This is a genomic window from Verrucosispora sp. WMMC514 (genome assembly GCF_027497295.1).
Classification (GTDB): domain Bacteria; phylum Actinomycetota; class Actinomycetes; order Mycobacteriales; family Micromonosporaceae; genus Micromonospora; species Micromonospora palythoicola.
This window is the reverse complement of sequence record NZ_CP114906.1, coordinates 1439724-1452574: the sequence shown is the minus strand read 5'-3', so window position 1 is coordinate 1452574 and position 12851 is coordinate 1439724. Positions and strand designations below refer to the sequence as shown.

The following is a 12851-nucleotide window of genomic DNA, read 5'->3' as shown; positions in this document are numbered from 1 at the left end:
CGGCGACGGAGCGCGTAAGCTGGCTCGTCGTGAGTCTCACCATCGGCATCGTCGGCCTGCCCAACGTCGGCAAGAGCACCCTGTTCAACGCCTTGACCAAGAACGACGTGCTCGCCGCGAACTACCCGTTCGCGACCATCGAGCCCAACGTCGGCGTGGTCGGGCTGCCGGACGAGCGGCTGCACAAGCTCGCCGAGATCTTCAGCTCGCAGAAGGTGATCCCCGCCCCGGTGTCGTTCGTCGACATCGCCGGCCTGGTGCGCGGCGCCTCGAAGGGTCAGGGACGGGGCAACGCCTTCCTGGCCAACATCCGGGACGCCGCCGCGATCTGCCAGGTGGTACGGGCCTTCTCCGACCCGAACGTGGTGCACGTCGACGGCAAGGTCTCACCGGCCGACGACATCGAGACGATCAACACCGAGCTGATCCTCGCCGACCTGCAGACGCTGGAGAAGGCGCTGCCCAGGCTGGAGAAGGAGGCCAAGCTCCGCAAGGACCGGGCCGCCGCGGTGGCCGCCGCGAAGGCCGCGGTCGAGGTGCTGGACAACGGCACCACCCTCTACGCCGGTGCGGCGGCAGCCAACATCGAGCTGGAGCACCTGCGCGAGCTGCACCTGCTCACCACCAAGCCGTTCCTCTACGTCTTCAACGTCGACGAGGCCGAGCTGAACAACGCCCAGTTCCTCGACGAGCTCCAGGCGCTGGTGGCACCGGCCGAGGCGGTCTTCATGGATGCCAAGATCGAGTCCGAGTTGGTGGACCTGCCCGAGGAGGAGGCCCGGGAACTGCTGGAGTCGATCGGGCAGTCCGAACCCGGGCTGGACCAGCTGGTCCGGGTGGGATTCCGCACGCTCGGCCTCCAGACGTACCTCACCGCCGGCCCCAAGGAGGCGCGGGCCTGGACCGTGCCGGTCGGCGCGACCGCCCCGGAGGCCGCCGGGGTGATCCACTCCGACTTCCAGCGTGGCTTCATCAAGGCCGAGGTGGTCTCCTACGCCGACCTGGTCGAGGCCGGTTCGATGGCTGCGGCGAAGGCGGCGGGCAAGGTCCGCATCGAGGGCAAGGAGTACGTGATGCAGGACGGCGACGTGGTCGAGTTCCGCTTCAACGTCTGAGGCGGGCAGCGGGCGTCGCAGCGAGGCGGGACACTCGACCGGTGTCGATGTTCACGCCGCAGAAGCCCTGGAAGACCAACCCCGGCCTGGCCCTGCTGCACCTGATCGTGTGGTACGCGGCCGCGGTGGGCGCCTTCTTTCTGCTCGCGTACAGTCTGTCCGACGTGCAGGACCCGGACTGCCAGGAAACCTTCTGCGCGTCGCCGCGTACCGGAGTGCTCATGGCGGGAGTCTTCCTCGGGGCTCCTGCGCTCCTGCTGTCGCTCCTGGTCAGCCTGGTGATGCTCGGACTGATCAGTGCGCGACGACCGCAGCGCCCAGCCCGATGGGTCGGGCTGCTCGCCGCCACTCCGGTATTCGTGCTGCTCGCTGTCGTCGTCTGCGTGGTGGGCTCCGCAGTGGGACGGTAGCGCCGCGGCCCACCCGAATAGACGGCTGGCGTTCTGCGCGGCGTAACTCGGCTCGGGTAGCGTGACGCGGTCATCGACGGAAATCCACGGGGGTTCCCCTGACCACGGCTCGTTCTGCCCGGTGCGCTGTCGGCGCCGCACTCCTCGCGGCCGGCCCCCCACCGCCACGCCCACCGCGGTTGGTGGACTGCTGTTGCTCCTCGGAGGTGCCGCCTACCTGATCGCCCGTCGCCGCCGTACCCGCTTCGTGGCGTAGGCACGGCGGACCGCCCGGCACATGCCGTCCGGTGTGCCGGACCTGCCGTGGGGGCGGTGTCAGCCGGTGCTGAGGGCGTCGTCGACGCCGGTCTCCCGGTCGCCGAGATGCACCGGGTCGCGGCGGGAGAGCACGTCCAGTGCGGCCTTGAGACCGGCACCGTACTCCCGGGCGGAGCTGATCCGCCAGGTGCGGTGGCTCAGCTCCCGGGCGGTCTCGTCGCCGACGCCGTTGGCGTCGATGCCGAGGTGCCGGCAGACCGTGACGGCGCGGGCCAGGTGGAACTGCTGGGTCACCACCGTCGCCCGCTCCACCCCGAAGATCCGCTTCGCCCGGGCGCACGAGTCGTACGTGTCGAAGCCGGCGTGGTCGAGCACCACCTTGTCGGCCGGCACACCCTGCTCGACCAGCCAGCGCCGCATCGCCTCAGGCTCGTTGTACTCGTGGCGCATGTTGTCGCCGGAGACCAGGATCGCCTGCACCTTGCCGGTGACGTACAGCTCGCGAGCGATCTCCAGCCGGGCGGCGAGGAACGGTGCCGGCGTGCCGTCGGGCCGGACCCGGGTACCCAGCACCAGGGCGACCGGTGCCTCGGGCACCGTCGCGACCGGATAGGAGCGTCCCTGCGCGCCGGAGCGGATCCAGGTGGCGCTGGCCCAGACGCCGCCGGTCAGCAGCACCACACCGAGCACTCCGGCCAGCACGGCCCGCCGCAGCCAACGTCCCCGGCCTCGGTCCCGGATCTGTCGCAGTCTGGCCGTCAGTGACGCACGGATCGGCATGCAGGCCAGTATCCCAGCCCGGCGCGAGCCGATCAGTGAGCGCTGTGGCGCGGGTACGGCAGCAGGACCGCCGTACCCGCGCCGTGGATCACCCGAGCCGGTACACCGAGATGTGTGCGGTGCTGTCCGGGCCGAAGGGCGACCGGTCCCAGTCGGCGTACCGCTCGGCGAGCCGGAGACCGGCCTGCTCCGCCAGCTCGTCGATCTGCTCCGGCCAGAGGTAACGCATCGCGAACGGGTGCAGGTGCACCCCGGCGGAGTGGAACGTGATGGTCTGCCGGAGGAACGTCTGCGCTTCCCGGTCGTACCGGTGCAGGCGGATGGTGGCCGAGTCCTCGGTCACCTCCCGTATCTGGACCTGTTCGTCCCGGTCGAAGCCCGCCGGGTCGGGCACGAACGTCTCGATGACGAACGCGCCGCCAGGAGCGAGCACGCGGGCCACGTTACGGAAGCAGTCCGCCTGCCGCCGGGCGCGTACCAGATTGAACAGGGTGTTGAAGACCAGGTAGGCCATGGTGTACGGGCCGGTCACCGGCACGTCCGCCATGTCGCCGATGGCCACCGGGATGTCGCCACCACCGGGCTTGGCCCGCAGTTTCGCGACCATCTCCGGTGACGCCTCCACCCCCTCCACGGTGATCCCGCGTTCGGCCAGCGGAAGGGCGACCCGACCGGTGCCGATGGCCAGTTCCAGCGCCGGGCCGTCGCCGGCCAGCTCGGCGAGGAACTCCACCGCCGGTGCCGGGTCGGGTAGGCCGCCCGGCAGGTCATAGGTGTCGGCCCAGAGTCGGCCGAAGTGTCCCGGGTCGTCGAAGACCGACATCAGCGGCCTCCGTCGTTGCTACCGGCGCCGCACGGCGCCTTGTTCGATGATTCCCACGTACGCACGAAGCCTCGATTCGATGGGGTTGACGATGCCTACTCGCTGCCTGGGCGTCGTGATGTGCCTCATGTCGTCGCTCCCTTCGCTCGGTTTGGTTCGTGAGTCAATCGGCATCGATGGCCGGCGGCAACTGAAATTCACCGGAATGCTGTTCCGCTGCGCGGCCCGGAGCGTCGGTCAGCTGATGTAGTGCAGGATCACGTTGTGCACGTGGTGGCTCTTCTGGTCGCCCCGGAACTCCACCTCGTAGGTGTGCGTACCGACGTGGATGGCGATCGCGCCGGTGGAGAAGAACGAGCCGCCCCAGGATTTGTTGCTGACCACGCTCACGCTGGTGATCTTCGAGTACGGGATGCTGGTGATCGCGTACTTCTTACCGACGAACGAGCGGTCCTGGATGATGACGCGCCGGTCGGTCAGCCCGATGAACCCGGTGCCGGTGCCGACGGCGTCGTAGACGGCGATGATCTGTTCACCGTCGAGCAGGCCGCTCTGGATCTGCTGGAACTGTTCCTTGCGGTCATAGGTCGCGTTGGCCATGACGCCCACGGTAGGCAGCGCACGCCAGCGGACGCACCGTCAGCTCTCGGTGACCGCGCGGTAGGCGTCCTCGATGCGGGCGGCCAGCAGGACCTCGCCCTCGGAGAGGGGCTCGTTGCCGTGCCCGACCCGGATCTGGGTGTGGTCGGCGCGCCGGCTGATCTCCGGGCGCAGATGCAGTGCGTCGGCGACCACCTTCACCCGCTCGGTGAGCGCCGCGTGTTGCGTGTCGTCGATGACGAGAGTCCGGCGGATCTGCTCACCCTCACGTGTCCAACCGGACAGTAGGGTGAGGGCGTCGCTGAGGTAGTCGTGCTTCGTTCGACTGCCGAACAGCGCACGCATCACCGCTCCTCCCAGGCTTCGTTGCCGGCTTGTGGCCAAATCGTCGCCGCCCCGTGTCTTTGTCGGTGCTCCTAGTCTTACGTCGCACGGAGGGTGTGTCCACGCCCACACTTCCGGGTATTCTTGGCCTGACGGACGACCACGCTACCCAAACCGCCGATTGATCTGGCACTCTGGACGGCCGTGCGGACCGAACGGGCGAACGGCGGCGGAAACGCCGTACGGCGCGATCCGAAGGTGATCGTCGGCGCGGCCATCATCAGGGACGGACGGGTGCTGGCCTGTGCCAGATCCGCCCCGCCCGAGGTGGCGGGCATGTGGGAGTTCCCCGGCGGCAAGGTGGAGCCGGGTGAGACCGAGACGGCCGCGTTGGCCCGCGAGTGCGTCGAGGAACTGGCCGTACGCGTGGAGATCGGTGCGCGCATCGGCCGTGACGTCCGGATGGCGCACGGCCGGTCGGTGCTGAAGGTGTACGCCGCCCGCCTCCTGCACGACGACGAGCCTCAGGCCCTCGAACACTCCGCCCTGCGCTGGCTCTCCGCCACCGACCTGGACACCGTCACCTGGCTCCCCGCCGACGCCCCCATAGTCGCCGCCCTCCGCCCCCTCCTCTCCACCCCCCGCTGACCCCCCTCTCGCTGCTGATCATGAAGTTGTTGCCATCGGTAAGCGCTTTCCGCAGGCAATAACTTCATGATCGACACGCGGTGGGCTGGAAAGGGACGGGGGCCGCGGCGAATGCCGCGGCCCCCGTTGATGTTCGGGTGGTCAGTGGTTGGGCTTGTCTTGGTCGGGGTGGGCGAAGTTCAGGTGCTCGGGGGGGAGCGGGAAGGTGACGTCGTCGCCGAAGGGCGACGGAGCCGCGGCGCGGTCGAAGGTCAGCTCCGTGAGCGGGAGCTTGCCGCTGGCGTCGACCGCCGGGGCGGTCGGGTGGGGCACCTCGCGGTGCCAGTTGACGCCCTGCTGGGCCTGCATCTCGGCCTGGGCGTCGTGGGAGCCGCCGGCGTGTGAGTGCACACCGCCGCCCGCGGCGCTGGAGCGCACCGCGCCCGGGGAGTGTCCGCTGGTCACGCTGGTCTGAGGCACCTGACCCCTCCGGAAGATCTTGCTACCGAGCCACACAAGTGGATCGTACCTGCGGTCGACGACCCGTTCCTTCATGGGGATGATCCCGTTGTCGGTGATCTTGATGTGCTCGGGGCAGACCTCGGTGCAGCACTTGGTGATGTTGCAGAAACCCAGACCCTGCTCGGTCTGCGCGTAGTCCTTGCGGTCGGTCCTGGTGTCCAGCGGGTGCATGTCCAGTTCCGCGGCCCGGATGAAGTACCGGGGTCCGGAGAACGCCTGCTTGTTCTCGTCGTGGTCCCGGATCACGTGGCAGACGTTCTGGCACAGGAAGCACTCGATGCACTTGCGGAACTCCTGCGAGCGCTCCACGTCGACCTGCTGCATCCGGTAGTCGCCGGGAGCCAGATCGGCCGGGGGAGCGAAGGCGGGCGTCTCCCGCGCCTTCTCGTAGTTGAACGACACGTCGGTGACCAGGTCCCGGATGACCGGAAACGTCCGCAGCGGGGTCACCGTGATCGTCTCGTTCTCCTCGAACGTCGACATCCGGGTCATGCAGCCGAGCTTGGGCATCCCGTTGATCTCCATGGAGCAGGAGCCGCACTTACCGGCCTTGCAGTTCCACCGGCAGGCCAGGTCGGGCGCGTCGGTGGCCTGCAACCGGTGGATCACGTCGAGGACCACCTCGCCCTCGTTGACCTCGACCGTGTAGTCCTGCAGGTCGCCACCCTCGGCGTCACCCCGCCAGATCCGGAACTGGCGCTTCGTCCCCATCAGCGGTTCTCCTTCTCGACGTCAGCGGCGGCGGCATCGGCGGCGACGAGGGCGTCGAACTCGGTGAGCTCCTCGTCGGTGAGGTACTTGGCCAGCTCGGCGCGGTCGAACAGGCCGATCAGTTCGGAGCGCATCTTCGGCAGCGGCTTGCGCTCCAGCCGGACGGTGTCGCCCACCAGCGAGCAGACCAGATTGACCCGCCGCCACTGCGGATCCATGGTGGGGAAGTCCTCGCGGGTGTGCCCGCCGCGCGACTCGCGACGCTCCAGTGCCGCCTTCGCGGTGCACTCCGAGACGACGAGCATGTTGCGCAGGTCCAGCGCCAGATGCCAGCCCGGGTTGTACCGCCGACCGCCGGAGGCGCTGACCTTCGCCACCCGCTCGCGCAGCTCCGCCAGGCGGGCCAGCGCGTCCGCCAACTCGGCCTCCCGCCGGATGATGCCGACCAGATCCCCCATCACCGCCTGGAGGTCCTGCTGGAGGGTGTACGGGTTCTCGCCGGTGTCCCGCTGCAACGGCGCCAGGGCCGTCTCCACCGCGGTCTCCACCGCGGCCACCGCCACCCGGGGCCGGCCGGTGAGCTGGTCGACGTAGGTGGCCGCGTGGCCGCCCGCCCGCTTGCCGAAGACCAGCAGGTCGGACAGGGAGTTGCCGCCCAGCCGGTTGGAGCCGTGCATACCGCCGGAGACCTCACCGGCGGCGAACAGCCCCCGCACCGCGCCGTACGCGGCACCGCTGTCCGGGTCGACCTCCACGCCGCCCATCACGTAGTGGCAGGTCGGGCCGACCTCCATCGGCTCCTTGGTGATGTCGACGTCGGCCAGCCCCTTGAACTGGTGGTGCATCGACGGCAGGCGACGACGGATCTCCTCGGCCGGCAACCGGGAGGCGATGTCCAGGTAGACGCCGCCGGCCGGCGTACCCCGACCGGCCTTGACCTCGCTGTTGATCGCCCGGGCGACCTCGTCGCGGGGCAGCAGCTCCGGTGGGCGCCGGTTGTTGTCCGGGTCGTCGTACCAGCGGTCCGCCTCCTCGGGCGTCTCCGCGTACTGCTTGCGGAAGACGTCCGGGACGTAGTCGAACATGAACCGCTTGCCCTCGGAGTTCTTCAGGACGCCACCGTCACCGCGTACCGACTCGGTGACCAGGATGCCCTTCACCGACGGCGGCCAGACCATGCCGGTCGGGTGGAACTGGAGGAACTCCATGTTGATCAGAGTCGCCCCGGCCCGCAGCGCCAACGCGTGACCGTCCCCGGTGTACTCCCAGGAGTTGGAGGTGACCTTGTAGGACCGGCCGACGCCGCCGGTGGCGAGCACCACGGCGGGGGCCTCGAAGAGGACGAACTCGCCGGACTCGCGGTAGTAGCCGAAGGCGCCGGCGACGCGGTCGCCGTCCAGCAGCAGTTCGGTGATGGTGGTCTCGGAGAAGACCTTGATCCGAGCGTCGTACGAGCCGTGCTCGCGCTTGTCCTCCTGCTGCAACGAGACGATCTTCTGCTGAAGGGTGCGGATCAGCTCCAGACCGGTCCGGTCGCCGACGTGGGCCAGTCGGGGGTACTCGTGGCCACCGAAGTTGCGCTGCGAGATCTTCCCGTCCTTGGTGCGGTCGAAGAGCGCACCGTAGGTCTCCAGCTCCCATATCCGCTGCGGCGACTCCTTGGCGTGCAGTTCCGCCATCCGGAAGTTGTTGAGGAACTTGCCCCCGCGCATGGTGTCCCGGAAGTGCACCTGCCAGCTGTCCCGGCTGTTCACGTTCCCCATGGCCGCGGCGGCGCCGCCCTCGGCCATCACCGTGTGCGCCTTGCCGAACAGCGACTTGGAGATGATGGCGGTCTTCTTGCCGGCCAGCCGCGCCTCGATCGCCGCGCGCAGGCCGGCGCCGCCGGCCCCGATCACGACGACGTCGTAGTGGTGTCGTTCGATGCGAGTGGTAGTGGTCGTCATGTCAGGGGCCCTCAGTTGATGAACCGCAGGTCGGAGATCCACTCAGCGGAGACGGCCATGACGTAGAAGTCGGTCAGGGCCAGCGTGCCGAGCGTGATCCAGGCGAGCTGCATGTGCCGGACGTTCAGCCAGGAGACGTAGCCCCAGGCCCGGTAGCGGACGGGATGCTTGGAGAAGTTCTTCAGTCGCCCGCCGATGATGTGCCGGCAGGAGTGGCAGGAGATCGTGTACGCCCAGAGCATGACCACGTTGCCGAGCAGGATCAGGTTGCCCAGCCCGAAGCCGAAGCCCTTGGGGCTGTGGAAGGCCAGGATCGCGTCCCAGGTATTGATCAGCGAGATGATCGCGGCGAAGTAGAAGAAGTACCGGTGCGAGTTCTGCACGATCAGCGGGAACCGGGTCTCACCCCCGTAGGAGGCGTGACCGTCGGGTACCGCGCAGGCCGGCGGCGACAGCCAGAACGACCGGTAGTACGCCTTGCGGTAGTAGTAGCAGGTGAGCCGGAACAGCAGCAGGAACGGCAGGGTGAACGCGGCGTCCGGGATGATCCACCAGCCGGGCAGGTACTGCCCGAAGTGGGCGGCCTCCGGCAGGCACCGGTCCGTCACGCACGGCGAGTAGAACGGGGTCAGGTAGTGGTACTCCTCGACCCAGTAGAAGTCGTGCATGAAGACCCGGACCGTCGCGTACGCTACCCACGCGCTGAGCCCGATGACCGTGATCAGCGGGGCAAACCACCAACGGTCCGTCCGCAACGTCTTCGCCGCGATGGCGGCGCGTGCGCGCACACCCCGCGGTTTCGTTGCCGATGATGTCATTCGCGTCGTCTCCCTGACGGGGCCCTGTCACGGGCGGCGGAACACTTACGGGCGGCACGCGGACCCGGGCGAACCCGCACCCGCCTGTCGCGTCATGCGCACACCAACGACCGCGCCGGCGTACCGGAGCAGCTAAGTGACACACGTTACGCCGATCTAGGCGGGCCGTCCGCGCAAGGCAGTGTCCCGTGTGTCCCGCACTTTGGAAAGCCTCTCGTCAAGATCGATATACGAGCGTGCGGAAAAGATCGACAAACGGTCAGCCGGATGCCCCGCCGGTGAAATTCCACGAGGCCAGCCGCAACGACGGCGCCGCCCACCAGCCGCCGTCCGTCCGGTCCGGCAGGCGTACCGCGCGCCGGCCCAACTCCAGCACCGACCCGGGGGCGAGCGCCCGCGGGTACGACTCGGTGAAGCGCAGATCGCGGACCGCCCGGGTCACCCGACCGTCCTCGACCAGCCACAGCCCGTTGCGGGTCAGGCCGGTGACGACCAGACTCAACGGATCCAGGACCCGGGTGTACCAGAGGTCGCTGACCAGCAGGCCGCGCTCCATCCGGGAGACCAGGGCGGCGGTGTCCGGATCCCCGATCGCGCCGTCCGTCGCCGGGCCGCCGGTGACCAGGGCGGCGGCCGGCGGTTCCGGATCGACCACCCCGTGGCCCCCGGCCAGCAGGGCACCCGACGAGTCGGCTGCGCCCGCCGTGCCGGCCGGGGTGAGGCGTAGGTTGCGCGGAATCGGGCCGAAGGTGGCGCCGCCGGCCCAGGCGTGTCCGGTCGAGGCGACCCCCAGCTCGGCGGCGCTGCGCCGATCGTGGGCGACGGCCCTGGTGGTGCCCGCGTCCACCAGGGTCAGTGCCCGGGTCGGGGTGCCCTCCAGGTCGAACGGCAGCCCCGAGACCGCCAACGGATCGTCGACCAGGGTCACCGCGCGATCGAACTGGGCCGTACCGGGGACGGCGAACGACTGACGTTCGGCGTACCGTCGGCCGTTGAAGCCGTACCAGGCCAGATTCTGCAGCAGGTCCGCGACGGCAGCCGGCTCCAGCACCACCGGGTAGCGCCCGGGTGGCAGCTCGACCGGGTGGGCCGCCGCCCGGGCCTTCGCCGCGGCCCGCCGCCCCAGGCCGGCCCCGTCGAGATCGGCGACCCGGTCGACGTGCTGTCGGGCGGTGCCGTCCGCACCGCCGGCCCGGGCTATCCCGTCCATCGCCGCCTCGGCCGCCTGCCCCTGCGCCGAGTGACCGGCCGAGTTGGCGAAGGCCGTGACCCGGTGACCCGTGCGGCAGTAGCCCGCGGTCACCAACCCACCCGCCGCGTCCACGAACGCCCGGACCAGGGCGGCCCGCTGGTCCGGCCCGGCGTGGGCGGTCGCCGGATCCCATTCCGGCGCGGGCGCCACCGGTGCCGCGGGGGTGAGTCCCGGCCAGGCCGGGTCCGGCGGGGTGAACCGGGCCGCCGTCAGCACCCGCTCCACCAACGCGCGCAACGCGTCGGCGGTGACCGCGTTCCCGCTGCCGGCGGCGGTACGCCCGGCCAGGTGGACCCGCAGCCGGACGTCAACGGAGGAGGCGGCCACGTTCTGGTGGATCGCCGAGTTGGCGAACCGGGTCAACGCCGACTCGGCCCGGACCACCGTCACCTCCGCCTGGGCGGCCGTCCCGGCGAGCCGGGTGACCAGATCCACCACCCGGCCGGCGAGGTCCAACTCGGCGTCACCGGCCCGCACCGGCGCGCCACTCACGCCGCCTCCTCGCGGTTGGCGACACCGTCCGGCGGCACCGCCGCGCATCGCCGGGTCGTCCGTCGGCGACCGGTCATGCGCGTACCCCCACCCGGACGTTGCGGAAGCGGGCCGGGGCCGCCGGGTGCCCGGTGTGCCCGATCTGGCCGGGCTGACCCTTGCCACAGTTCGGGGTGCCCCACGGGATCGTCTCCGAGGAGAGCATGTCCATCGAGCGCCAGAACAGCGGGCCGATGCCGGTGTAGGTCGGGTTACGCACCATCCGCCCCCGCCGGCCGTTGCGGATCTCCCAGCCGATCTCGCAGCCGAACTGGAAGTTCAGCCGTTTGTCGTCGATGGACCAGGACCGGTTGACGTCCATCAGCACCCCGTTGTCGGTCGCGGCGACGATCTCCTCCAGGGTGTGCGGACCGGGCTCCAGGCCCACGTTCGTCATCCGCACCATCGGCAGCCGCGCCCAGCCGTCGGCGCGTACGCTGCCGCCGTGGTCCAGGCCCGCGACGGCCGCCGAGTCCCGGCCCGCCAGCACACCCACCCAACGACCGTCCCGCACCGCGTCGCGCTTGACCGCCGGTGAGCCCTCGTCGTCGTAGCCGAAGCTGCCCAGCGCGCCGGGAATGGTCGGGTCGATGGTGACGGTCATCAGCTCGGAGCCGTAGCGCAGCGAGCCGAGCTGCGCGAGATCCAACCACGAGGTGCCGGCGAAGGCCGCCTCCCAGCCGAGGATCCGGTCCAGCTCGATGGCGTGCCCGACCGACTCGTGGATCTGCAGGGCCAGCTGCTCGCCCCCGAGGATCAGGTCGGTCTCACCGGTGGGGCAGAGCGGTGCGGTCAGCAGCGCTCGGGACTCCTCGGCGATCCGCGCCGCGTGCGCGCCCAACTCCAGCGAGTCGACGAGCTCCCAGCCGGTGGTGCCGTACTGGCCGCGGTAGCTCGGCCAGGACCGGCGTTGGGTCTCACCGGCGCCGACGGAGGTGGCCGAGATGCCACCGCCGCACTCGCGGATGCGCTGGTCGATGCGGTGCCCCTCGCTGGAGACGAACCACTTCGCGGTGTCCCAGACCTGGTAGAGCCCCTCGGCGAGGTCGGCACCGTGCTCGGCCATGGTGCGGGTGGCCGCCACCAGCAGGTCACCCTTGACGGCGAGGGAGACGCCGAGCGGATCCACCTCGCAGGGCGCGGACCAGCTCGCCGTGACCGGGTCGACCGCGACCAGGTCGACGGGCGGGCCCGGGACCAGCGCACTGGCCGCCGCGGTCCGCGCGGCCCGGTGGCCGGCGTCGCGCGCGGCCCGGTCCGACAGCTCCGGTACGGCGTGGAAGCCCCAGCTCGAACCGACAAGCGCGCGGACACCCAGGCCGACGCTCTCGTCCTGGGTCAGTGACTCGATCTCGCCGTTGCGGGCGGACATCGATTCGTAGCGCCGATGCATCACCCGGACGTCGGCGTAGCGGGCGCCCGCGTCCAGCGCCGCCTGCACGGCCACCTCGGCCACCCCGAACTCGCTCATGGCCCGACCCTAGGCCAGCCGACTGACAACCGTCAGGGTACGAGATCCTCGGGGCGGACCTTCGCCTTGACGGGTGCGTTCAGCTCGAGCACTGCGCCCCGCCTGGCCGCCTGATGCTCGACGTAGTGACAACCACGCCGCTGATAGAGGCGGAGCCCGCCGGTCGACTGCTCGACCAGCAGATACCACTCGATGCCGGCGGAGGCGTAGTAGTGCATCTTGAGGACGTTGTCCGTTGCCGCATTGCCGGGCGAGATGATCTCGCAGACAAGTCGAACGTCGGCTGCCTCGATGTACGGGTCGTCCAGGTTGACCGGTCTAATGAGCACCAGATCCGGGATCGGAATGCGCCCTGGTCGCAGCCGAACGTTCACCGCTTCCAGCAGTTCCAAACCGACGGCTTCGGCCGCCGCTTCCAGGATGTTGCCCAGCTTTCGTGATATCCGCTGGTGGCGTGGGGTGGGGGCTGGGGTCACGTGCAGGCTCCCGTCGAAGAGTTCGACGCGCTGGGAGGTCTCGCCGAGGGCGAGGTACTCCTCCTCGGTCCACGGGCCCTCGTGGTCGAACACCGCCACGGTCATGGTCACCTCCGCTCGTCTCTGCGGGATCCTGCCTGCCAGGTCGTCTCCATCGTTCCACCCTTCGTGCGAGTGGCGCGGCGTC

The 12851-nt window shown here is 69.9% G+C and carries 13 protein-coding genes; 3 read left to right on the top strand and 10 right to left on the bottom strand.

Translation table 11 applies throughout. The features are described 5' to 3' along the window. Positions 1-29 precede the first annotated feature (29 nt). A complete protein-coding gene (ychF, locus tag O7597_RS06580) occupies positions 30-1115 on the top strand; it encodes a redox-regulated ATPase YchF (protein WP_269738199.1) in 1086 nt (361 codons plus the stop codon). A 41-nt stretch (positions 1116-1156) separates the two neighbouring features. Then, positions 1157-1525, top strand: a complete 369-nt coding sequence (locus tag O7597_RS06575; RefSeq protein WP_281582257.1) for a hypothetical protein — start codon at positions 1157-1159, stop codon at positions 1523-1525. A gap of 315 nt (positions 1526-1840) precedes the next feature. On the opposite strand, the gene O7597_RS06570 is transcribed toward O7597_RS06575, so the two are convergent. From O7597_RS06570 to O7597_RS06555, 4 genes are all read right to left on the bottom strand, one after another. After that, positions 1841-2572, bottom strand: a complete 732-nt coding sequence (locus tag O7597_RS06570; RefSeq protein ID WP_269738725.1) for an ElyC/SanA/YdcF family protein — start codon at positions 2570-2572, stop codon at positions 1841-1843. A 79-nt stretch (positions 2573-2651) separates the two neighbouring features. Beyond that, positions 2652-3386, bottom strand: coding sequence for a class I SAM-dependent methyltransferase (locus tag O7597_RS06565; RefSeq protein ID WP_269738197.1), 735 nt, complete (start codon positions 3384-3386; stop codon positions 2652-2654). Between the two features lie 237 nt (positions 3387-3623). Then, complete coding sequence (locus O7597_RS06560; protein ID WP_093405480.1) at positions 3624-3986, bottom strand: PH domain-containing protein; 363 nt, start codon at positions 3984-3986, stop codon at positions 3624-3626. Positions 3987-4025: 39 nt separating this feature from the next. Then, on the bottom strand, positions 4026-4331 hold the full coding sequence (locus tag O7597_RS06555; RefSeq protein ID WP_099849832.1) for a 4a-hydroxytetrahydrobiopterin dehydratase: 306 nt from the start codon (positions 4329-4331) through the stop codon (positions 4026-4028). A gap of 183 nt (positions 4332-4514) precedes the next feature. Here O7597_RS06555 and O7597_RS06550 point away from each other — a divergent pair, with 183 nt between their 5' ends. Continuing rightward, positions 4515-4958: a (deoxy)nucleoside triphosphate pyrophosphohydrolase gene (locus tag O7597_RS06550; protein ID WP_269738196.1), complete on the top strand. Its 444-nt coding sequence runs from the start codon at positions 4515-4517 to the stop codon at positions 4956-4958. A gap of 141 nt (positions 4959-5099) precedes the next feature. On the opposite strand, the gene O7597_RS06545 is transcribed toward O7597_RS06550, so the two are convergent. From O7597_RS06545 to O7597_RS06520, 6 genes are all read right to left on the bottom strand, one after another. Then, on the bottom strand, positions 5100-6170 hold the full coding sequence (locus tag O7597_RS06545; protein ID WP_281582256.1) for a succinate dehydrogenase/fumarate reductase iron-sulfur subunit: 1071 nt from the start codon (positions 6168-6170) through the stop codon (positions 5100-5102). Beyond that, a complete protein-coding gene (locus tag O7597_RS06540) occupies positions 6170-8116 on the bottom strand; it encodes a fumarate reductase/succinate dehydrogenase flavoprotein subunit (RefSeq protein WP_269738194.1) in 1947 nt (648 codons plus the stop codon). Before O7597_RS06540 ends, O7597_RS06545 begins: the two co-directional genes overlap by 1 nt. Before the next feature lie 11 nt (positions 8117-8127). Beyond that, positions 8128-8934, bottom strand: a complete 807-nt coding sequence (locus tag O7597_RS06535; RefSeq protein ID WP_281582255.1) for a hypothetical protein — start codon at positions 8932-8934, stop codon at positions 8128-8130. 259 nt (positions 8935-9193) lie between these two features. Further along, positions 9194-10678: a metallopeptidase TldD-related protein gene (locus tag O7597_RS06530; protein WP_281582254.1), complete on the bottom strand. Its 1485-nt coding sequence runs from the start codon at positions 10676-10678 to the stop codon at positions 9194-9196. 73 nt (positions 10679-10751) lie between these two features. Then, a complete protein-coding gene (locus O7597_RS06525; protein WP_269738191.1) occupies positions 10752-12188 on the bottom strand; it encodes a TldD/PmbA family protein in 1437 nt (478 codons plus the stop codon). Positions 12189-12220: 32 nt separating this feature from the next. After that, positions 12221-12769, bottom strand: coding sequence for a Uma2 family endonuclease (locus tag O7597_RS06520; protein WP_281583201.1), 549 nt, complete (start codon positions 12767-12769; stop codon positions 12221-12223). Positions 12770-12851 lie beyond the last annotated feature (82 nt).

Excerpts from the sequence above, each read along its gene's own strand:
- O7597_RS06565 (WP_269738197.1), bottom strand. The coding sequence starts at position 3,386 with ATGTCGGTCTTCGACGACCCGGGACACTTCGGCCGACTCTGGGCCGAC.
- O7597_RS06545 (WP_281582256.1), bottom strand. The coding sequence starts at position 6,170 with ATGGGGACGAAGCGCCAGTTCCGGATCTGGCGGGGTGACGCCGAGGGT.
- O7597_RS06540 (WP_269738194.1), bottom strand. The coding sequence starts at position 8,116 with ATGACGACCACTACCACTCGCATCGAACGACACCACTACGACGTCGTC.
- O7597_RS06555 (WP_099849832.1), bottom strand. The coding sequence starts at position 4,331 with ATGCGTGCGCTGTTCGGCAGTCGAACGAAGCACGACTACCTCAGCGAC.
- O7597_RS06560 (WP_093405480.1), bottom strand. The coding sequence starts at position 3,986 with ATGGCCAACGCGACCTATGACCGCAAGGAACAGTTCCAGCAGATCCAG.
- O7597_RS06535 (WP_281582255.1), bottom strand. The coding sequence starts at position 8,934 with ATGACATCATCGGCAACGAAACCGCGGGGTGTGCGCGCACGCGCCGCC.
- O7597_RS06520 (WP_281583201.1), bottom strand. The coding sequence starts at position 12,769 with ATGACCGTGGCGGTGTTCGACCACGAGGGCCCGTGGACCGAGGAGGAG.
- O7597_RS06525 (WP_269738191.1), bottom strand. The coding sequence starts at position 12,188 with ATGAGCGAGTTCGGGGTGGCCGAGGTGGCCGTGCAGGCGGCGCTGGAC.